The sequence below is a fragment of the Streptococcus sp. LPB0220 genome (genome assembly GCF_008727815.1).
Classification (GTDB): domain Bacteria; phylum Bacillota; class Bacilli; order Lactobacillales; family Streptococcaceae; genus Streptococcus.
The window spans coordinates 895,971-915,893 of sequence record NZ_CP044230.1 but is presented as its reverse complement, the minus strand read 5'-3'; the positions used below and the strand labels follow the sequence as shown (position 1 = coordinate 915,893).

The following is a 19,923-nucleotide window of genomic DNA, read 5'->3' as shown; positions in this document are numbered from 1 at the left end:
TGAATTTACTGCATTCTTAGCATTAAAAAAAGGAGCCAAAGCTCCTTTTTCTTATTTTGTAAAATCGATCCGTTTAGAAAGTTGATTGATCACAATTGCTCCAAAAATCAAGGATGCGAATTCACCCAATCCCATGGTCAACCAGTTATAGAAGAATGGTTGTCCTTGAAGGTAATAAAGTTCCAAGGCAATCGTAAACATGGAGATGGAAAAGAAAATCGCAAACAAGAAATGGTCCAAGCGAATAAGACCGTCAAACAAGAACTTGTTTTTGAATCGACCAAATAGAATGAGTCCAAGTCCTAAGAAGACAAAGGTTGAACCTCCACCGACAAAGACATCAATCCATCCAAAACTAAATAAGTTAGCAATCATACAACCAAGCGTCACCCCAATCAAGTACTTCTTATTGTAGAAGGCTAAGAAATTCATCATTTCCGAAACACGGAATTGATAGCCATAATAGGCCATAGCATTGAGAGGTGGGGTAATGGTCAATACGATATAAATCGCAGCAACAATGGCAATTTGTGCCATATCACGAGCAGTTAACTGTTTCATCTATTCTCCTTTAGCGGTTTTCCCGCGTGTAATATGCTTGGCGAAAGGATCTTAAGCACCAAGGGTTGAAGGTTTGATTTCTTCAACCTTTCAAGTATAGCATATTTTGAGGTTTTATGGTAGACTGAATTTATGAAAACACTAATTAAAAAATTTTTTGATAATGAGATTTTATCCTATCTCTTTTTTGGAGTAGCCACAACCATTGTTTCCGTCGGAACCCGCCTTTTCATCTATCATGTGTCTCGTGATGAACGATTAGCGACAGCTATTGGAAACATTGCTGGGATCCTCTTTGCCTTTGCGACCAACGATACCATTGTCTTTAAACAAGAGAGAAAGGGCTGGTTTCAGCGCTTGATCCGATTTGCAATTGCGCGATCTGGGACATTTATACTGGACATGGCCTTGACTGAGATTTTTGTCAAGCAGTTCCCAGGAATTATCGGGCAATTTGTCCACAATAACAAAAGCCAGATCAATCTGATTGAAACTCTCTTTGCACAAGTAGCCATTGTGGTCCTCAATTACGTCTTTAGTAAACTCTTTGTCTTTAAAAACAAAAATAAGGCTTGAAACGATTGTTTCAGCCTTATTATTTTAAACTTCTATACTTGTATGCTCTACACTTAATTGATAGATCGTTCCTTCGACCCCAAAATAATCCTTGGCTAGATCTTTCAATTCCTGCATGGCTGTTTGTGCTCGTTTGGCCTGCTCTTCATTGATAGCTTCAATCACCAAAATAGCATCCTTCGTATCTTCAGTTAGCATGGTTCTTTGAGCCTCACGCCAATTCAAGCAACGACAAACGGCTCCTTCTTGGTCATAGTAGATGATCTCCCCTTCCAAAGCTGGCGCATCTTCTTCAGCCCCTAATGGAAAGAACGGTTCGCCTCCTTTCGCGTGTCCTAGAGAGAGTCCACCCACTAATTTATCCATGTCTTCTCCTCCACAAGGAAGAGCATAAGCCATAGACACACTATTGTATAAATCAACCAAGGGATTAATCGGATAAAATTCACGTCCCTGATGAACCCGTTTTAAGAGTGCTTCGATGGAAGATCGTGCTCCTTTTTTTGTTTTGAACTTGCTAAAAGCTTGGCGCCACTCTTGAACGAACTCACTCTGGGTATAGTTTTCTTCATCGATAAATTCCCATGCTCTCTTGGCACCCTTGTCCAACAATTCTTTGAAATAAGGATCCTTGGCTTCATCTACTGTATTATCAATGCCATACAAGGACATCACTGTAATTCTAGCTGTTGGGAACAAATCCCAAAATGCTTGATCGACTGTCACTTTCATTGCTTTACCTCACTATAATTTCTTTTTTGACCTTTTTTGACTAGTTCCCAATCCAGGGTAATATTCTCTCGAACTCGGATCAGATACTCCTCTAACTGTGCGACTTCTTCTTTGGAAAATCCTTTTAAGGCAGTTGTCTCAGAGTAAATATGCTCCCCTAAAATGAAGGGGTAAATCTTCTTACCTTTTTCAGTTAATTCCCATTCCTTGGTTTTAAGGTTTTCACCCCTTGGGCGCTGCTGAATCAATCCTCGTTCTTCTAGTTTTTTTACGGATCGGGCAACAGTTGAGCGATCGACTTTTAAGAGCTCAGAGAGTTCTTCCTGAATCATTCCAGGTTGCTCGGCAATTCGCACCAGATAGAGGTATTGACCACGCGCCAGATCTAAATCTCGAAATTCAATATTTGCTATAGAATCCAGTGCTCGCGCAATGATGCCAATCTCACGCAAAATACTCATCTCACTCCTCCTTTCCTATTGACAATAGCATAACACATTTTTGTTGCAAATGCAATAAAAATAGATAATAAAAAAAGAGGCTGGGACAAAAGTCCTAGCCTCTCAATTGTTTTTGGATTGTCGAGCAAGACGCAGTGGTTGAGTGGGCTCTACTACGCTGATTTCATCAGCTTTTACAGCCCTACTCAATTGTGCGGAGGTGGGACGACGAAATCGAATTCTAACGAATTACCGATTTCTGTCCCACTCTCCCTTATTCCTTTTTATCTTTTTTTATCAAGCGTAATCGACGCTTTAATGTTTGTGAAACTTCTCTATGCCGAAAGTCCACTTCTTCTGATTTTAACTTAGAGACAATTTCTCCACTGCGCGTTTGGAACTTGGCTTCTCTGGCAAATTGGATACTGGCGTTTAAAATACAACCAATAATCATGATTTTTGCCACCAAGATGAACCAGAACATGATGACCGCTAGGACGACCGAACCGAAGAAACGAGCATCTAAGAAATGACTCACATAACGATCCACATATTTCCAAAAGATATTCAAGATCGCATACAGGACAGCAACAACGAAGGTCGCTCCTGGAAGAACATATCTAAATTTTGGAATTTTGACATTTGGAAGGGTGTAATAGAGTAAGACCAGACTGACAAAAAGTAAGAGGTAGATGGTCGGCTCTGTCAAATTCAGTAAGCGCACATAAATCGTCCGATCAAATGAAAAGGTCTGATAGAGATAACGAACGATCATTTTCCCAAACATGGAAAGGATCAGCGAGAGTCCAAACAAGCCCTGCAAGGCAAAACTGATCAGAAAGCTAAAGAGTCGCCCCCAGATAATACCACGCTCCTTTTCCACCCCATAACTCTTGTTATAGGCTTTTTGGAGGTAGGCAATGCTCTGAGAGAAGATCCACAAAGCAGAAATAATCGAGAAACTCAGTAAGCCTGTCGAAGGTTTGGTCAAGACACTCGAAATCATCTGTGCCACTATTCGATATAAGGAGGCTGGCAAAACTTTCTGTAAGCTTAAAAGAATCTGAGTGGGACGAATATGAAAGTAGGGTAAAATATTGGCTGCAATCAGCATCAAAGGGAAAATGGAGATCAGCAAATAATAGGCAACTGCAATACTGGTGATATCAGACTCTGCACTCTGATAAAACCGCACGAAGCCCTTTATAAATGGCTGAGCCAGTACTTTTTGTAGGACCTTTTTCATTCGTCACCTCCCCATTTTTACTAAAAAAGAGCAAAGAGCGAAACCAGACACGTGCCTTCAGCTCCATTCTTTCCTCTCAATCTTTTAGTAAGTTCCTTCTTCACCTTGACTAGTTAGGATCACTGGACCATCTTTTGTAATCACAAATTGATGCTCGTATTGACAAGAAAGGCCACCGTCGAGGGTCTTGTGGGCCCAACCAGTTTCCATATCAGTATCAATCTCCCAAGTACCGGTATTGATCATTGGCTCAATCGTCAAGACCATCCCTTCACGCAAACGAAGACCGCGTCCAGCACGACCGTAATGCGGTACCATTGGTTCTTCATGCATGGTAGGGCCGACACCGTGGCCGACCAAGTCACGCACCACGCCATAGCCTTTGCTTTCTGCATACTCTTGAATCGCTGCGCCAATATCTCCCAAGCGATTGCCTACGACTGCTTTCTCAATTCCTTTGTAAAGACATTCTTTAGTCACGTCCATCAAATCTTTGACTTCTTGCGAAACATTTCCAACCGCATAAGCCCAGCAAGAGTCCGCCAAGCCACCAGTATAGGACTCCGTGTATTTCTTCACTTGGGCTACATTATCAAAATCTAATTTTGAAACATCCAGAACAGACTTGTCGAGTGGCTCAGATAAGACCATATCTACCTTGAGGAGATCACCATCTTTCAGGATAACATGACGGGGAAAGGCATGGGCAACTTCATCATTTAAACCGCAACAAGTCGCGTAAGGATAGTCCATGAGACTGCCTTCTACTCCGATTTGAAGTGGTAAGACATTGACTTCTTTACAGCGACGGCGGACATATTCTTCTACTTCCCAAAGGTCGAGCCCTGGCTTGATCAAGTCACGCAATCCAATATGGATGCTGGCAAGGAAATCTCCTGCACGATCCATGGCTTCAATTTCACGTTGTGATTTTAATGTAATCATTGTCTCCTCATTTCTTTTGTTTAATTAATCTTAATGGTAATGGTTGCTTTCGCGACCAGCTGCAGATCTAAATACAAGCTAAAATCAACCAAGGCCGAACGTCTGGTTCGTCGAACTAGTTGTGGTTCAATGCGGATCACATCATCCACCTGCACAGCCTGTAAAAAATTGATGATCAACTGTTCGACAATCAAGCTACGCCCACTGTGTTGCATCATCTTGCGAATAACCTTCATCAGCACTTCGATCATGACTCCATTGGCCAAAACACCGCTTTTCTCCAGCATACTTGGCTCCACTGTGAATTGGTAATGGTCGTTCTCTGTTTGAATCTTTTGACCAATTTGCTCACTAAAGGTTGGTAAGCTCGAAAACTGCACCTTGCTAATCCGATCCATGACATCCCGACGCGTAATAACACCCAGCAAGGTCTGGTTATTACGAACAACAGGAATCATTTCATAATCTTCAGCGATCATCCGTTGGCTAATCGTCGCAATGCTGGTGGACAAATTAGTGGTAAAAATGGTCCGTGACATCACCTTATCAAGGGTCGTCTGAGGCGCCTTATCTCCAGCATCTCTCATGGTTACGACGCCCACTACCATCTGGTGCTGATTGACAACCGGAAAACGACTAAAGCGATTCTTTCGAACCAAATCTAAATAATCCCGGACCGTATCTGTCTCAGAAAGATAACCGTACTCATGGAAGGGCCGATAGACCTGTTCCACCGTCAAGATATCCGTCTTGATCTGCATGTTAGACAAGGCCTTATTGATCATAGTCGCGACGGTATAGGTATCATGTGAAGTTCGGATGACTGGGATTTGCACCTGATTAGCCAGATCAATCACATCCTCACTGACCTCAAAGCCACCTGTCACTAAGACCGCATTATCATGCTTAAGAGCCAATCGTTGGATGCTAGTACGGTCACCCACGATCAAAAGCCCCCCTTCAGACACATAGTCTAGGACGTGCTTTTCCGTCATGGCACCGATGTAAAATTTATTAAATTCTTTTTCGAGACCTTCCTCACCTGCTAATATTTCAGAGCCAGTGATTTCTAAAATTTCCCGATAAGTCAAGTGCTCTAGTACAGCTTTTTTCGATTTGACACGGATGGTCCCGCTTCTAGGACGCGTTTCGACAATTCCTTGATTTTCAGCTTCTTTAATGGCACGGTAAGCTGTCCCATCACTGACATTCAAAAAATTGGAAATACTGCGGACACTGACCCGTTTTCCAATCGGTAATTTTTCGAGATAGTCTAAAATCTCTTGGTGTTTACTCATAGAAGTCCCCTCTACCTAGGCGGAAATCATAATAATCGCGCATTTTACGCGTATAGCGGTCACTCCCTTTGAATTGACGAAAGAGACGAAAACCAGCCTTTAAAGCGACCTTTTGACTCCCTGCATTTTCAACATGGGTGACAATCTTAAGCTCCTTCAGTTGAAATTTCTCAAATGATAGATAGACCAACTCTTTGACCGCTTCTGTCATCAAGCCCTTTCCCCAAAAATCTTTGCGTAAAAAGTAGCCTAACTCAGCCTCACCCTTAATTTCATCCAATTTTTCAAACTTGATGGAACCGATCATCTGATTAGTTTCCTTATCACAGATCGCCCAGACCCCCAAAGGATTTTTCATGAAATAGTTGGCTAGTACATATTGAGTTTCAGCAAGATCAGCTTGTGCAGGAAAGATAAATTGTAGGTTATCAGGATTTGAAGCAATCTTATAAAAATCTTCCGCATCTTCAAAGAGAAAAGGTCGTAAATACAACCTTTGTGTTTCAATTAGTGAATAGGCAGCTAAGTGCGTCCAAATATTCATTTCAAACTCCATTGTTCGTGTATCCAGCCACCACTATCAGATCCCTAGTTCTGTCCCTATTCCTCTACCAACTGGATATCTGCTCCAAGTTGGGTCAATTTATGAATAATATCTGAATACCCGCGAAGGATATATTCCACATTTGTAATTTCTGTTGTTCCAGAAGCCATGAGACCTGCGATCACTAAAGCCGCACCAGCTCGAAGATCCGTTGCTTTCACACTGGATCCTGTCAATTGATTTGGCCCTTCATAGATAATGTGGTCGTTCAAGGTCGAAATGGTGGCCCCCATTTTAGCCAATTCTGGTACATGGTTGACCCGTTTTTCATAAATCGTATCAACGATTCGTCCACGTCCTGTAGCCGTTAAGAGCAAAGGTGTGATCGGTTGTTGCAAATCAGTCGCAAAACCAGGATAAGGAGACGTTTTGATCTGGATCGCCTTCAAGCCTGTCTGCTTTTCTACAAAGATACTATCTTCAGAAATGGTCATACGCACACCCATTTCCTCTAACTTGGCAATATAACTCTCTAAATGCTCATACAGGACATTGTTGATCTGGATACCTTCTCCAATAGCAGCTGCAAGGGCAATATAGGTTCCAGCTTCGATGCGATCTGGAATCACCTGATGTCTCGTTCCATGCAATTGTGGAACACCATCAATGATAATAATGTCTGTTCCTGCTCCACGAATATGAGCTCCCATGTTGTTGAGCAAGGTCACCACATCGATAATTTCAGGTTCCCGAGCCGCATTTTCGATCACTGTCCGACCTTCAGCCTTGACTGCTGCTAAAATCGTATTGATCGTTGCACCGACACTAACAGTATCCATGTAGATGTTAGCTCCTTGAAGAGGCTTGCCATCAGTCGCAAGTTTCATACTAGAGCCATCCATGGTCATAGCGGCTCCCATCGCTTCAAAGGCCTTCAAATGCAAATCAATCGGACGTGGTCCAAGGTCACACCCACCAGGAAGCCCAACCGTTGCTTGACCATAGCGTCCTAATAAGCTGCCATAGAAATAATAGGAAGCTCGCAGACTGTTGATTTTTCCAAATGGCATGGGCATATTCTTCACCCCACGTGGATCAATGATCAAACTGTCTTCTTTGCGTTCAATCTTAGCCCCCATGATGGTCATGATTTCAATCAGACTCGCCACGTCGGAGATATCCGGTACCCCATCAAGGGTCACGATATCATCCGCCAGAATGGTCGCCGGAATCAAGGCTACTACACTATTTTTTGCACCACTAATGGTCACCTCTCCTTTTAGAGGGCGACCACCATTTATTACAATTTTTTTCATCTTAATAATTTATTAGCTCTTTCAAGTCTTTTTCCTTTTACTATCGTTTTTTGTAACGGAAATAAAAGGGACAACGTATTCAAAATACTGCATCTATTATACCACAGATCGACCTATTTTTCCATCTGTAGGAATTTTCAAAACGAAAAAAAGCTAGGATCAACTTGACCCTAACTTTTCCATTTCAACGAATTATTTTACAGATTCTTTCAAGGCTTCAACCTTGTCCAAACGTTCCCATGGAAGGTCGATATCTGTCCGTCCCATATGGCCGTATGCTGCTGTTTGACGGTAGATTGGACGTTTCAAATCCAGCATTTGGATAATCCCTGCTGGACGAAGATCAAAGATCTCACGCGCTGCTTTTTCAAGCTTACTTTCAGCAACTGTTCCCGTACCAAAGGTATCAATACGAACAGAGACAGGTTGAGCTACCCCAATGGCATAAGCCAATTGCACTTCTGCTTTCTTAGCAAGACCTGCCGCTACGATGTTTTTGGCAATGTAGCGAGCTGCATAAGAAGCGGAACGGTCTACCTTAGTGGCATCTTTACCAGAGAAGGCACCACCACCGTGACGGGAGTAACCACCATAAGTATCCACGATGATCTTACGACCAGTCAAACCTGAGTCTCCTTGAGGTCCACCAATAACAAAGCGACCAGTTGGGTTGATGAAGAATTTAGTCTCCTCATCTAGATAAGAAGCTGGAATCACTTCCTTGATGACCTTGTTAATCACATCTTCGTGGATTTGTTCATTGCTGACGTCTGGATCGTGTTGAGTTGAAATAACCACTGTATCCACGCGCACTGGGCGGTCGTTTTCATCGTACTCAACAGTAACTTGTGACTTGGCATCTGGACGAAGATAGCTAATTTCCCCAGACTTACGAAGCTCTGCCAAACGACGAACCAACTTGTGGCTGAGTGAAATTGGCAATGGCATAAGTTCTTCTGTTTCATCCACCGCAAAACCAAACATGAGACCCTGGTCTCCTGCTCCGATCAAATCAAGTGGATCTTGATCTTCATTTCCACGAACTTCTAAGGCTTCATTAACCCCTTGAGCAATATCAGGAGATTGTTCCACCAAAGATGGGTGTACTCCTACCGTCTCAGCAGAAAAACCATACTCTGTATTGGTATAACCAATCTCTGCAATGGTATCACGAACCACACGGTTAATATCCACATAAGCAGTCGTTGAAATCTCACCGAAGACATGCACGGAACCAGTATAAACAGCTGTTTCGGCAGCCACGTGAGCTTCTGGATCTTGCTCTAAAATAGCATCTAAAATAGCATCTGAAATTTGGTCTGCAATCTTATCTGGATGCCCCTCAGATACAGATTCAGACGTGAAAAGTTTACGTTCTGACATAAAAATGTCCCCCCTTAAAAAATATTGTTATAGAGTTACAAAGTACTGATAGAAGATTTCTACCACCTTATCGGGACCATATAACACTTCATTATAACACATTACATATGATATGGAAAATGATTTTTCAAAAAGCCCATTAAATCAGCTTTTTCGGTCTATGCACTACCCAGTTAAACTGACTTAAACAGTCCTCAAAGTTCCTAAAAAGTTCACAAAAAATACCCACTAGGGTATCTATCAATTGACGAGTTCAGCAGGCAAGATCTAGTACCCTCACACGGTGCTTTTTTTATCTTCAAAAATGGTAGGCGTCCGCGTACCAATGGGTACTCAAAAACCTACCACCTACTTAAATAATAATAGTTCTTTAAAAATTTTCAACCCTATCTACTTTAATCAGTCTCCATTTTTTAACAATACAGTTCCAATCAATACCAAGACTCCCAGAATAAAGGATAAAATATTTGGACCTATCCAATAAGTATCTGGTGTACCTATAATGGAAATAACAAATAAGATAGTTGCCGCATTCAGGAGTCCTTTACTTCCTTTTCTCATACCTACGAAAAGTAATATAGTCGCAATCATAAAACAAATATAATGGATGGCACCAATATATAAGATCAGTAGATACATGTGGTTTCCTAAAAATAAGGGAAAAATCATAATACCAAGGTGACAGACTGCTATTATAAGGGCGCTCCATAACCAAGACGACTGAAGAATAATTCTTTTTGGCGAATTTTCTTTATCATTGTTTGATCGTATCTCAGCATTCAACTGATCGTTTACATCTATGTCTCCTTCTACTTGAGAGTCCGCCATCTCTGGTTTAGTGTCAATAGATGATAGATCTTGTACTTTCACCTTGGACTCCCAGCTATCTGCAACTTTCTCAAACAAACCAAAAACACGACAAGCAATATAAATCGATAAGAGAAGATAAAAGAGACCGTAAAAACTTATACGAGTGATGAAAGAGTATACTGCACCTATCTCAACAAGAGAAGATAAAATGAGCAAGAGAGAAAATACTTTCTGAAGTTTCTCACTTGTATTTGTGATCATAACATTAATCAGAAGTAGAAACATTAACTCCATTACAATGTATCGAAGTGTAAAAGCGTAAATGTCACTCGTTCTATCCATACCAATCAATATAAATAGTGGAGAAATATTTGTAGAGGCAACAAATAGTACTAAATAAGCTATCGATGATTTCCAACTATCTTTACTTTTCCAATTGTTTAAAAGCTCCCTCATTTCTACATTCTTTATAAGCAAGCAAATCCATATTAAACAAATGATATTTAGCAGAAAGGAAATGTTCATCAGATTTGTTGGGGAAAAAGAGGGTAAAACAAACATAAGTAGTTGGATAATCGAGAGGAGAAGAACAGCTATCAATCCTTCAACATTTAAACGTTGCTTCATGATTCTCCAAATTACCCAGCAAATAATCATTCCATTCCATATAGAAAAAATACTAGAGGTAGTGATCAGTGGTATATCTCCATTTAAATTTTGGGCATTATAGCTCTCTACTAGACTACTACCATAAGAAACAAGATAAAGAATTGCTTCAAGAATTAGCAGTATACCATACCATTTTTTTCTAGACATAGATTCTCCTCTACTTTCTAAATAAAGTATTAAACTATTCATTTATTTAAATTATAACACAATTTGTAACCGTTTTCTTAGTGCGTTATAAGTACTAAATAAATAAAAAAGATAGGATTTATCACCCTACCTCCTATCATCAGTCTCCATTTTTTAACAATACAGTTCCAATCAATACCAGCACTCCTACCACAAACGGTGGTATATGATTAATCACCCAATCCGGATCACCCGCAGCAATAAATGAAAAAACATAAATAGCTACTGCCATATAAAGAGTTGCTTTATTGGCATTCACTATTCCATTCCAAAGCAGGATGGTTGCTATCACAAAGCTAATCATATGGATTCCCAAAAAGTACAAAAAGCCACCAGCCCACGCTCCCATTGAAAAGAGACCTAATAAAAGTAAAACTATATAAACAATGGCCAAGAACAAAGCAATAGAAAGGATTACAGAATTTCCAATTCTCTTCTCTGGCTTCATTTCATTGTTTGGAAAAAGACTTTCATCTGAAGCATATGCTTCATTTTCTTTATCTACTTCAGGATTTTTTTGTTGATCTGTCATAACTTTCTCCAAACATTTTTAGTTATTCTTTCAAATAATAGCGCTTAAAAATAGAGCGGAAGAACTGATTTAACTAGGGCTTTAATCGACCCGAATATTTTTTATTGAGTAGAGTTGACCATATCCATTTTTTAATTAAGAGCTTTTCACTTCTTTAACCAGGAGTGTTCCGATTAAATCCAAAATACCTAAACATAAGGGAGCAATTCGAAATATTTCCCAGTCCGGATCAAAAGCCAAGATGATAGACAGCAGATAGAGTCCAATACTCGCATAGAGAAGGCTTTTATTCCCCTTCTTCATCCCTAGTCGAATTAGAGAGGCTCCAATCGCAAGACTTAATAAGTTTGGACCAAGGAAAATCAAAACGACAAATCCCCAACCATCACCCCAAGGTGCAAAGTAAAAGACAAACATTACAAGATAGATAATGGATAAGTAAAATGTCGCTGAAAGAAGAATAGAATGTAAGCTATTTTCTTTTGGAGAATTCTGAACAGATACAAAATTGGGATAATCTTCACTGATCTTACTATGTTCTTTATTTTCCTCAAGATGTTTCTCTTGGTTTGTCATCACTTTCTCCTAACTTTCTTATATTTTTATGTTTTTCCGTTAACACCATTTTACTTGATTCCATTATTCTTTTCATGATAGCCATCTATTCAATGCTATCTCTTAAACATTAATTTGGACAGGTTTCCAATTAGATTGCTAACATATCATGAAATAGGCTGGAAATCTTCCCTAAATAAAATCAGCCTCTGCAATAGCTCTTTTCACTTCTTCAATTGGTAAATTGACCAGTTCTACTTCTTTTTCACGGTAGAGGTATTCGGCATATTCATCGATGCGGTATTGATGAATGTATACTACCCGCTTGCAACCGACTTGAAGCAACTGCTTGGTACAATTGAGACAAGGAAAATGCGTCACATAAGCTGTAAAGCCTTTGGGAATTCCACGTTCAGCTCCTTGCAAAATCGCATTGACTTCCGCATGAATCGTCCGGACACAATGTCCCTCGACCATGAGGCAGCCATCCTCCAAGCAATGATCTGTACCAGAAACGGATCCATTATAACCTGTTGCAATGACCTTATTATCCTTAACCAATACAGCACCTACTTTTGCCCGATTACATGTCGCCCGATTCGAAATCAGTAAGGCCTGTGCTGCAAAATATTCATCCCATGCTAGTCGATTGTGTGTCACCTTTATATCCTCCATCTCTCCTCATATCGGTTACGATTATTTTCATTATAGCATGAAATCAGCAAGAAAAAAAGGCTGAGGAAAACTCCTCAGCCTTGTAAACATTATTTACCAAGTTTTGCTTTAGCTGCATCTGCAAGAGCTGTGAAAGCTGCTGCATCGTTAACAGCCAAGTCAGCAAGCATTTTACGGTTTACTTCGATCTCAGCCAATTTCAAACCATGCATCAATTGTGAGTATGAAAGTCCGTTCATACGAGCTGCCGCATTGATACGTGTGATCCACAATTTACGGAAGTCACGTTTCTTTTGACGACGGTCACGGTATGCATAGTAGTAAGAGTTCATTACTTGTTCTTTTGCAGTACGGAACAAGATATGTTTAGCTCCATAGTAACCTTTAGCTAATTTAAGAATACGTTTACGACGTTTGCGTGATACAACGCCACCTTTAACACGTGCCATTTATATTTCCTCCAATATTTCCTAGAATTCTTTACTTACGAATACGCGATTATTTCAAGCGAGTAAGCATTGCTTTGATACGTTTGAAATCTCCTGAATGCACCATAGATGCTTTACGAAGATGACGACGTTGTTTCTTAGTTTTTCCGTGGAAACGGTGAGAAGTGTAAGCACGGAAACGTTTAAGTCCACCAGAACCTGTACGTTTGAAACGTTTAGCTGATGCGCGGTGTGTTTTTTGTTTTGGCATGATATTTTCTCCTTTTTTTAACTTTCTGACAGATTATTTCTTGTCAGTTGCTGGCGCCAATTGCATGAACATTTGACGTCCATCCATCTTAGCTCGTTGTTCGATGATTGCCACATCTTGTGTCGCTTCAGCGAAGTCGGCTAAAACTTTAGCACCAATCTCTTTGTGGGTAATCATACGACCCTTAAAGCGAATGGATACCTTCACTTTATTTCCTTTTTCAAGGAATTTGCGAGCATTGCGAAGTTTTGTATCGAAATCACCCTTGTCAATCACTGGGCTCAAACGAACTTCTTTCACGGTCACAACGCTTTGTTTTTTGCGTTGTTCTTTTTGCTTCTTCTGGTACTCAAATTTGAACTTACCGTAGTCCATAATTTTCGCAACAGGAGGTTTAGCTTGAGGTTGAATGAGAACCAAGTCAACATTAGCGTCGTCCGCAAGTGCTTGCGCTTCGCTAAGTGGTTTGATACCCAATTGCTCACCTTCAAGACCGATTAAGCGAACTTCACGTACACGAATTTCATCATTGATGAATAAGTCTTGCTTTGCTATGGTTTTCACCTCTTTTTTATTATTCGAGAAAAACAAAGAACGGACCTGCAAAACAGGCCCGAACTACACGATGTATTTCATTACTGAAACTTGATCCGTAGGGGCCAGGCAACTTGCGTCACAAGGCGAGAAGTTCTCACTTCTGCTTTTCTCAACTTTTATATGATATCAAGTTTTTTATTCTTTGTCAAGAAGTTTTTTTGCTTTTTCTTCAATAAATGCAACAACGTCTGCAATTCCAACACCCGTTGTGTCAAAATGAATGGCATCAGCTGCAGGTTTCAAAGGAGAAACGGCACGGTGGCTGTCCTTATAGTCCCGCTCAGCGATTTCTTTTTTCAACAATTCAAGATCCGCTGTAATGCCCTTTTCAACATTTTCCTTATAACGACGTTCTGCCCGCTCCTCAACAGAAGCGACCAAAAAGATCTTCAACTCTGCATGTGGAAGAACGACTGTCCCAATATCGCGTCCATCCATAACGATGCCCCCCTCTGCTGCAATTTCTTGCTGTAGAGCGACAAGTTTTTCACGGACTGGCGCAAGCGCTGCAACCCATGAAACATTGTTGGTCACTTGGTTATCGCGAATTGGGTGGGTAATATCCACGTCTGCTACAAAGACAAGCTGCTCTCCTTCTTCTGAACGACCGAAACTAATTGGATACTGATCTAAAAGGGCTAAGAGGTCATCAACCTGTTCAGCTGTCAGATTATTTTGCAAAGCTAGGTAAGTCGCTGCACGATACATAGCTCCCGTGTCTAGATACGTATAGTCTAGATCCTTGGCAATGATCTTTGCGACTGTGGATTTTCCACTAGAAGCCGGTCCATCAATGGCAATTTGAATTTGTTTCATGCTGTCCTCAACTCCTACTGAATCTTAACGACATCACCAGGATTGGCATACCATGATCCTGTAGACATGTGAGATGGATTTAACTGTTCCAATTGGGAAATGGAAATACCAGCACGCGCAGCGATCGCTGCTTCCCCTTCACCTGCTTGAACAGTGATCGTACCTTCTTCAGAGTTCTCATCTTTTGAACTATCGTCTTTAGCCGCTTGGTCAGTTTGTGCTGCAGGGGCTGATGATTTCTGTTCAACCTTAGTCTCTCCATTGTAGAAACCAGACATTTGTTTTGATTTATTGCTGCCACCTGTTGAAAGGAAAATCAACAAGCAGACCATCGCCACTACTACTACAAAGAAAATAATGGCTAAAATCGTCAATAGACGATCTGCCTTGATTCCGTTTAACTTACTCGTTCTTTTCAATGTTTCTTCTCCATCATCGTAAATATCTTCTTCCCATGGTTCTTTTGCCATGACTTCCTCCTTGTTTTTTCTCGTAAAAATCATTACAATAGAAGTATGAAAGTTACGTTAATTCCAGATCGTTGCATCGCTTGCGGTCTCTGTCAGACCTATTCTGAATTATTTGATTACCATGACAATGGCATCGTTAAATTTGCTGCTGAAGAGGACGACCTCCTTGAAAAGGAAGTCCCTGTCACAAACGATGTTCTCGAGGCTATTAAAGAATGCCCCACTCATGCTCTCTTAAAAGATTAAGAGGGCTTTTTATTTGTTTGCATAATACATCTCGTAGTAATCCACATGGATGAAATTGTCCGTCAGGATTACTTCTCCCTTAAAATAAGGATTTAAGGCAAGTGCATTGATAAAGTATTTTTTCGGCCATTTACGCATACAGAATGTTCGACTGCGCGATCCATCATTAAATATGAGCTTGATCGATTTCTTATTTACTTCGACCTTTTCAATCGAGTCAATCTTCACCTTGATTGGAGTAAAAGGATTGGCAGTAATAATCCGCAAGATCCCATCCTCATAGATCGTGAAGTAACGATGGACCCCAATCGCGAGCAAGACCATAAATAAAAAGAACGAAAACAAAACTAGCGTTGGCACACTAGAGCTCTCATACATCAAGGCCAGTCCAATAAAGACCGGAATCACTGCAATGGACCAATAAGTCACAAGAATAGATAAGTCCGGTTGCCAATGATAATGGACCTTTCCAAATATCTTAATCATGAGCGTACCCCCATCTAATAGTTTAGCATAAAAAACAAAAAAAAGGGAGCCAGACAGCCAAAATCACAAAGATTTTTAACTGCTTGCTCTCCTTTTAATTGGATTTATTAGTTGGAACTTTAAAGAAGTCTTTAGAAAGGTAATCTTTCCCACTAATCAAGTCGTATTCAACCATTTTCAAATCCTCTGCAATTTCTTGCGCTTCTCCTTCTAAGGCCTTTTTATCGACACTTGCTTTTTTCAATACTTCTGTCAACAAAGCATAGTAAGGCGAAACTTTTGAATTGGTCTGTTCAAAAACCATAGCAGAGAAATCACTTGAATTGACCAAAGGATAATTCAATTTTGGAGCATCAAAATTACTCCAAATGAAGTAATCTGTCTGATACTGACTCTCCGGATTATTCTTAAAGGCGGACTCAGGATAGAGACCTGGCAAGTGATCCCCATAAAATACCACTGTAATCTTCTTATCTATTTTAGAAAGACTTTCCAAGAAGGATTGGGTGGCGGTGTCGGTAAAGGTTAAAAGACGTGAATAATTCGTTAACTTGGTATTTTCATCATCTGAAAAACCGTTGCCTGTTGCTGTTAAGTCTGAAGGTTCTCCTGCTATAAATGGGGAGTGATTTTGAATCGTAATGACAGAAAAGAATTGATTCTTTTTAGCATCCATCTCTTTTAATACTGCCTTATACGTAGATTCATCGCTTATATGTACTTCTTGATAACCTAAATCATAATTCTTTTTATCATCAATGCTTATAAATTTATTGAATTTCAATCTATTGTAAATCACATTTCTAGAATAATTAATTGGAGATTCGAAATGAATAACTTCTTTATTATTAAATGAATCACTAACTGAAATTAGTCTTCTCATTTTAGGAGCAACCTCTGAGTATAATACAGAAACTGTCGGATTAATATTATAAAAAGGTAACCCTGTCAATGTTTGAAACTCCATATTTGCGGTTCCACCACCATAACCATCTGATTGCATTAATCCACTTGTAACTTTTGTCTTAATTTCTTGAATTTTTGGTATAGGATTTCTAGATAAATTTACCCCTTCAATTCTTGATGGGTCAGCAAAACTTTCACTTAAAACATAAACAATCGTTTGATTATCAATTAACTCATTTCTATTTTTATTGATTTCTAAAGCTACTTGATCATATTTCTTCTCAATTTCTTTGATTTTTTCTTTACTATATCCCTTCGGTTCTATAATTGGATCTGTTGTGATTTGATTCAACCATACATATGACAACGATCGATATCTAGCGTTTATGGAATTTCCTAACCATTTTGTATCTTGGAAATTATTTAACAAGGTAATAATCGGAACGTCATCAATAATTTTTCCATTATCTTTTCTTTTAAAAATAGAATAAAGATTAATGGACAATAAGAGCATAAGTCCTAATAAAACAAATCTTAAAATCGTTGCACGAATAATTCTACCTGGATAAATATATCTCCGTCCTATTATATAGATAAACGTAAAAATGACTAAGGAAATACTCACAATCATTAAAACCGAGGCATCTACAAAACTAAATAAAACAGAAGGTTGAAATACCCAGACCAAATCACTTGGCAAAATTGGTTCCGCACGCATACTAAATTTTATAGCATTAGCAACAATAAACAGAACCCCACCAAATAAAATCAATATTGTCGTAAATAAATATCTATTAACGACTATATATAGAAAAATAAACAGATAAGATAAACATAATATCTGAAATATTACACCTCCAGGAAATATTGAGTATCCAACCAAAGGTTCCCCATGGCCTAAACCCAATTGAATTCCTGTATTAAATAATATTGCAAGACTAATACTTGTAAATATAGCTAGCGAAAAACTAGACCTATTTTTTACTACATCAACTTGTCCTTTTACAAAAAGCAAGCCAACTAAAGTCAGAAAAATACTTAAGAGCAGCAAATAAAATTCTAAAATCCAAAATTGGCTCAAGGAATACTTTCCCGCTCCTAATTTCTCAAAATTTCCAGATACATACCATGATGTACGATATAATAAAGAAGGGATTTTAGAATCAGTAAAAATGAACGAACAAACTACGCTAGAATGCAAGACATATTCGAACAGTTTCCCAATAGGTTCTAATTTTTTTCTGTTTGCTTTATTATCATATGATTTTCTAATCTGTCCTAAAACATAAGAAATTACTAACAATGATAAAACAAAAGTTAGAGAATTAAATTGCCAAAAATTGTTTTTTTCAAAATGATCAATCTTATAACTAGGATTATTAATATTAAGCGAAATATCAATCGAGTAAGATAGTATTAAATAGATTACATATGAAACTAAAATCTTAAGGAAAAAAATCCATTTTAAAGTGTATTGTGAAATTAGTAAAACTAAAATTAAAAATGAAATTCCAAACCAAATACCACACTGATTAACCAGAAATAATACAGATCCTGTCGATTTAATTTCTTTAGAAATTAAATTTTGTATTAAGAAAGTGTTACTTATAAAAAATAAAAGAAAGAGAGCTATACAGTACTTTTGTGTTCTTGTTATTTTATTATAAATTTTAAAAAGAAAATCTCTAAAATCTAATTTCCTCTTTCTCTTCATTTTTTATCCTTCCTAAAAATTTTTTATCCCTGCAATTGAGTGTATATTCCGATACTAATTGTTAAAATATTTAAATACACTAACATATATTGCAAACTACATTCAAAATTCGAATCTTCATTTTGAATGGTCATATCTAAAAAACCAAATAATTTTCTAAACCATGATCCACAAAAAAGTGGCAAAAACATCAGAATAAAATAATAATAACGACCTTGTACACCACCTACAGTAATATCACCTTTGTGGTATACCCTAGGATCTCCTGAAATAGCAATTACTATTAATGAGGCAATACCTGCAAGTAAAAGAAGACAGTAATATTTAAAAAATGTTGGCATTTCAATTTTATTTTTTAATGCAATGACAAACATAGCAAAAAAGAAAGTAACTATCGAAATTGCAATTAAAAACGGAGACGATTCTGAAACATATTTCAATGGTTCAGAAACAAAGTCATGAATAATACCGTATGGCGCTAAAAGTAAAGTTCTAATTAATGGTAATGGATGTGTTACAAAATATAATAGTCCTGGTCCTTTGCCTGACAAAGCATTGTCTGAAGCAAACAATTTAATGATTCCAACGTATGTAAAGGAAATTAACAAATTTAAACCAAACAGGATTGAACTGAATTTTCTTACTGATTTATCCTGATAATACTTATTTGGCAATATTGAAAATAGACTTCCAATTAATACAAACGGAAATTTTGCAAATGAAAATAGTAATGTAGAGAATTGAAATGCAAAAGCATATTTTCTATCAATTTTACGTTCACCTGATAGAATATTTGTCAATAAAGCAAGACTAATTAATGTTGCTCCAAAATATAAATAATCATAATGATAACCTGCTATGATGTACAATACTGCAGGAAATGTAGAAAATAAATATATCGCTTCTCTATAAACTTTGCTGATTTTTAATGCAATAAATACTAGAATGGCATATGCTATTACTTCGAAGATTCTTCCCAAATAATAGGAAACAAACACTTTTTTAGAGATTAATCTACCTATATTCCATCCAATTGCACTAGGAATGAAGGCTGGATTATCAAATCCAACTCTTACTCCTTTAATTTTACTTTTCTTATGCTCAACATTGAACCAATAATTTTTATCTTTTTTACTAGGATTTCTTAGTGCATCATATTTAAAAACAGAATTATAATCTTCCAATTTCTCATTAGAATATTTAAAAATAGGACTATCAGAAATACTAATTACGTTTGGTAAATGAGACTCTTCATCTAATCCGTATTGAACTGGTTTCACTAGTGAAATTACACTACCGAAAATAATTATCAGAAAAAAAGCATTAATTGGCAATTTCTTTTTGTCTTTTGGATCAAAAAGAATAAAATAAATTACAACACTAATAATTAATAGTATAATTTTTAAATTGATGGTGAATTGAAATAAACTGGCCAAAAATACTCTTGAAAATAATACTAAAAATATAGCAATTAAAATATTTCTAATTTTAGTCTTATCAATAACTCCCATATAACTTACT

General features: G+C 38.2%; 23 protein-coding genes, 1 riboswitch and 1 other annotated feature. Of the genes, 2 read left to right on the top strand and 21 right to left on the bottom strand.

The genetic code is table 11. The features are described 5' to 3' along the window. Positions 1 to 51: 51 nt before the first annotated feature. Positions 52 to 561, bottom strand: a complete 510-nt coding sequence (locus LPB220_RS04820; protein ID WP_049471983.1) for a QueT transporter family protein — start codon at positions 559 to 561, stop codon at positions 52 to 54. Further along, positions 559 to 665: riboswitch (PreQ1 riboswitch) on the bottom strand. It overlaps the preceding gene by 3 nt. Before the next feature lie 28 nt (positions 666 to 693). Between LPB220_RS04820 and LPB220_RS04815 the strand changes: the two genes are divergently transcribed. Further along, the gene (locus LPB220_RS04815) at positions 694 to 1,137 is read left to right on the top strand and encodes a GtrA family protein (RefSeq protein WP_021153029.1); all 444 of its coding nucleotides are present in this window, start codon (positions 694 to 696) and stop codon (positions 1,135 to 1,137) included. 24 nt (positions 1,138 to 1,161) lie between these two features. Here LPB220_RS04815 and LPB220_RS04810 read toward each other — a convergent pair whose 3' ends face one another. From LPB220_RS04810 to LPB220_RS04725, 17 genes are all read right to left on the bottom strand, one after another. Then, entirely contained in the window at positions 1,162 to 1,869 is a 708-nt protein-coding gene (locus LPB220_RS04810) for a B3/4 domain-containing protein (protein ID WP_150905869.1), read from the bottom strand. Further along, positions 1,866 to 2,330, bottom strand: coding sequence for a MarR family winged helix-turn-helix transcriptional regulator (locus tag LPB220_RS04805; RefSeq protein ID WP_150905867.1), 465 nt, complete (start codon positions 2,328 to 2,330; stop codon positions 1,866 to 1,868). Before LPB220_RS04805 ends, LPB220_RS04810 begins: the two co-directional genes overlap by 4 nt. A 253-nt stretch (positions 2,331 to 2,583) precedes the next feature. After that, a complete protein-coding gene (locus LPB220_RS04795) occupies positions 2,584 to 3,555 on the bottom strand; it encodes a YihY/virulence factor BrkB family protein (RefSeq protein ID WP_150905865.1) in 972 nt (323 codons plus the stop codon). Positions 3,556 to 3,639: 84 nt separating this feature from the next. After that, complete coding sequence (locus tag LPB220_RS04790) at positions 3,640 to 4,500, bottom strand: methionyl aminopeptidase (protein WP_150905863.1); 861 nt, start codon at positions 4,498 to 4,500, stop codon at positions 3,640 to 3,642. Between the two features lie 20 nt (positions 4,501 to 4,520). Further along, on the bottom strand, positions 4,521 to 5,798 hold the full coding sequence (spxR, locus tag LPB220_RS04785) for a CBS-HotDog domain-containing transcription factor SpxR (RefSeq protein ID WP_150905861.1): 1,278 nt from the start codon (positions 5,796 to 5,798) through the stop codon (positions 4,521 to 4,523). Beyond that, entirely contained in the window at positions 5,791 to 6,342 is a 552-nt protein-coding gene (locus tag LPB220_RS04780) for a GNAT family N-acetyltransferase (RefSeq protein WP_003003737.1), read from the bottom strand. The genes spxR and LPB220_RS04780 overlap by 8 nt, the downstream gene beginning before the upstream one ends. A gap of 56 nt (positions 6,343 to 6,398) precedes the next feature. Next, the gene (locus tag LPB220_RS04775) at positions 6,399 to 7,658 is read right to left on the bottom strand and encodes a UDP-N-acetylglucosamine 1-carboxyvinyltransferase (protein ID WP_049490933.1); all 1,260 of its coding nucleotides are present in this window, start codon (positions 7,656 to 7,658) and stop codon (positions 6,399 to 6,401) included. Positions 7,659 to 7,850: 192 nt separating this feature from the next. Continuing rightward, positions 7,851 to 9,041: a methionine adenosyltransferase gene (gene metK / locus LPB220_RS04770; RefSeq protein ID WP_150905858.1), complete on the bottom strand. Its 1,191-nt coding sequence runs from the start codon at positions 9,039 to 9,041 to the stop codon at positions 7,851 to 7,853. A gap of 399 nt (positions 9,042 to 9,440) precedes the next feature. Next, the gene (locus LPB220_RS04765) at positions 9,441 to 10,667 is read right to left on the bottom strand and encodes an ABC transporter permease (RefSeq protein ID WP_150905856.1); all 1,227 of its coding nucleotides are present in this window, start codon (positions 10,665 to 10,667) and stop codon (positions 9,441 to 9,443) included. A gap of 139 nt (positions 10,668 to 10,806) precedes the next feature. Then, entirely contained in the window at positions 10,807 to 11,238 is a 432-nt protein-coding gene (locus LPB220_RS04760; protein WP_031574151.1) for a hypothetical protein, read from the bottom strand. Positions 11,239 to 11,373: 135 nt separating this feature from the next. After that, positions 11,374 to 11,814: a hypothetical protein gene (locus LPB220_RS04755; RefSeq protein WP_150905854.1), complete on the bottom strand. Its 441-nt coding sequence runs from the start codon at positions 11,812 to 11,814 to the stop codon at positions 11,374 to 11,376. Between the two features lie 171 nt (positions 11,815 to 11,985). Beyond that, positions 11,986 to 12,453 (bottom strand): deoxycytidylate deaminase, encoded by a 468-nt coding sequence (locus LPB220_RS04750; protein WP_049490930.1) that lies wholly within the window; start codon positions 12,451 to 12,453, stop codon positions 11,986 to 11,988. 104 nt (positions 12,454 to 12,557) lie between these two features. Further along, positions 12,558 to 12,917: a 50S ribosomal protein L20 gene (gene rplT, locus LPB220_RS04745; protein WP_000124834.1), complete on the bottom strand. Its 360-nt coding sequence runs from the start codon at positions 12,915 to 12,917 to the stop codon at positions 12,558 to 12,560. Positions 12,918 to 12,966: 49 nt separating this feature from the next. Further along, entirely contained in the window at positions 12,967 to 13,167 is a 201-nt protein-coding gene (gene rpmI, locus LPB220_RS04740; protein WP_001125942.1) for a 50S ribosomal protein L35, read from the bottom strand. Positions 13,168 to 13,200: 33 nt separating this feature from the next. Beyond that, positions 13,201 to 13,731 carry a translation initiation factor IF-3 gene (infC, locus tag LPB220_RS04735; RefSeq protein ID WP_003003721.1) on the bottom strand — a complete coding sequence of 177 codons (531 nt, stop codon included), beginning with the start codon at positions 13,729 to 13,731 and terminating at the stop codon, positions 13,201 to 13,203. Positions 13,732 to 13,747: 16 nt separating this feature from the next. Then, positions 13,748 to 13,876 (bottom strand) — a sequence feature (ribosomal protein L20 leader region). A gap of 23 nt (positions 13,877 to 13,899) precedes the next feature. Further along, on the bottom strand, positions 13,900 to 14,580 hold the full coding sequence (gene cmk / locus LPB220_RS04730; protein ID WP_031574170.1) for a (d)CMP kinase: 681 nt from the start codon (positions 14,578 to 14,580) through the stop codon (positions 13,900 to 13,902). 14 nt (positions 14,581 to 14,594) lie between these two features. Further along, the gene (locus LPB220_RS04725) at positions 14,595 to 15,050 is read right to left on the bottom strand and encodes an SAG1386/EF1546 family surface-associated protein (RefSeq protein WP_150905852.1); all 456 of its coding nucleotides are present in this window, start codon (positions 15,048 to 15,050) and stop codon (positions 14,595 to 14,597) included. 45 nt (positions 15,051 to 15,095) lie between these two features. On the opposite strand from LPB220_RS04725, the gene LPB220_RS04720 reads away from it, so the two are divergent. Continuing rightward, positions 15,096 to 15,296, top strand: a complete 201-nt coding sequence (locus LPB220_RS04720) for a ferredoxin (RefSeq protein WP_003006690.1) — start codon at positions 15,096 to 15,098, stop codon at positions 15,294 to 15,296. Between the two features lie 9 nt (positions 15,297 to 15,305). On the opposite strand, the gene LPB220_RS04715 is transcribed toward LPB220_RS04720, so the two are convergent. The 3 genes from LPB220_RS04715 to LPB220_RS04705 form a co-directional block, all read right to left on the bottom strand. Further along, on the bottom strand, positions 15,306 to 15,782 hold the full coding sequence (locus tag LPB220_RS04715) for an EbsA family protein (RefSeq protein WP_023917814.1): 477 nt from the start codon (positions 15,780 to 15,782) through the stop codon (positions 15,306 to 15,308). Between the two features lie 94 nt (positions 15,783 to 15,876). After that, complete coding sequence (locus LPB220_RS04710; RefSeq protein ID WP_150905850.1) at positions 15,877 to 18,402, bottom strand: LTA synthase family protein; 2,526 nt, start codon at positions 18,400 to 18,402, stop codon at positions 15,877 to 15,879. Between the two features lie 23 nt (positions 18,403 to 18,425). Beyond that, complete coding sequence (locus LPB220_RS04705; protein WP_150905848.1) at positions 18,426 to 19,913, bottom strand: DUF2142 domain-containing protein; 1,488 nt, start codon at positions 19,911 to 19,913, stop codon at positions 18,426 to 18,428. Positions 19,914 to 19,923: the final 10 nt, after the last annotated feature.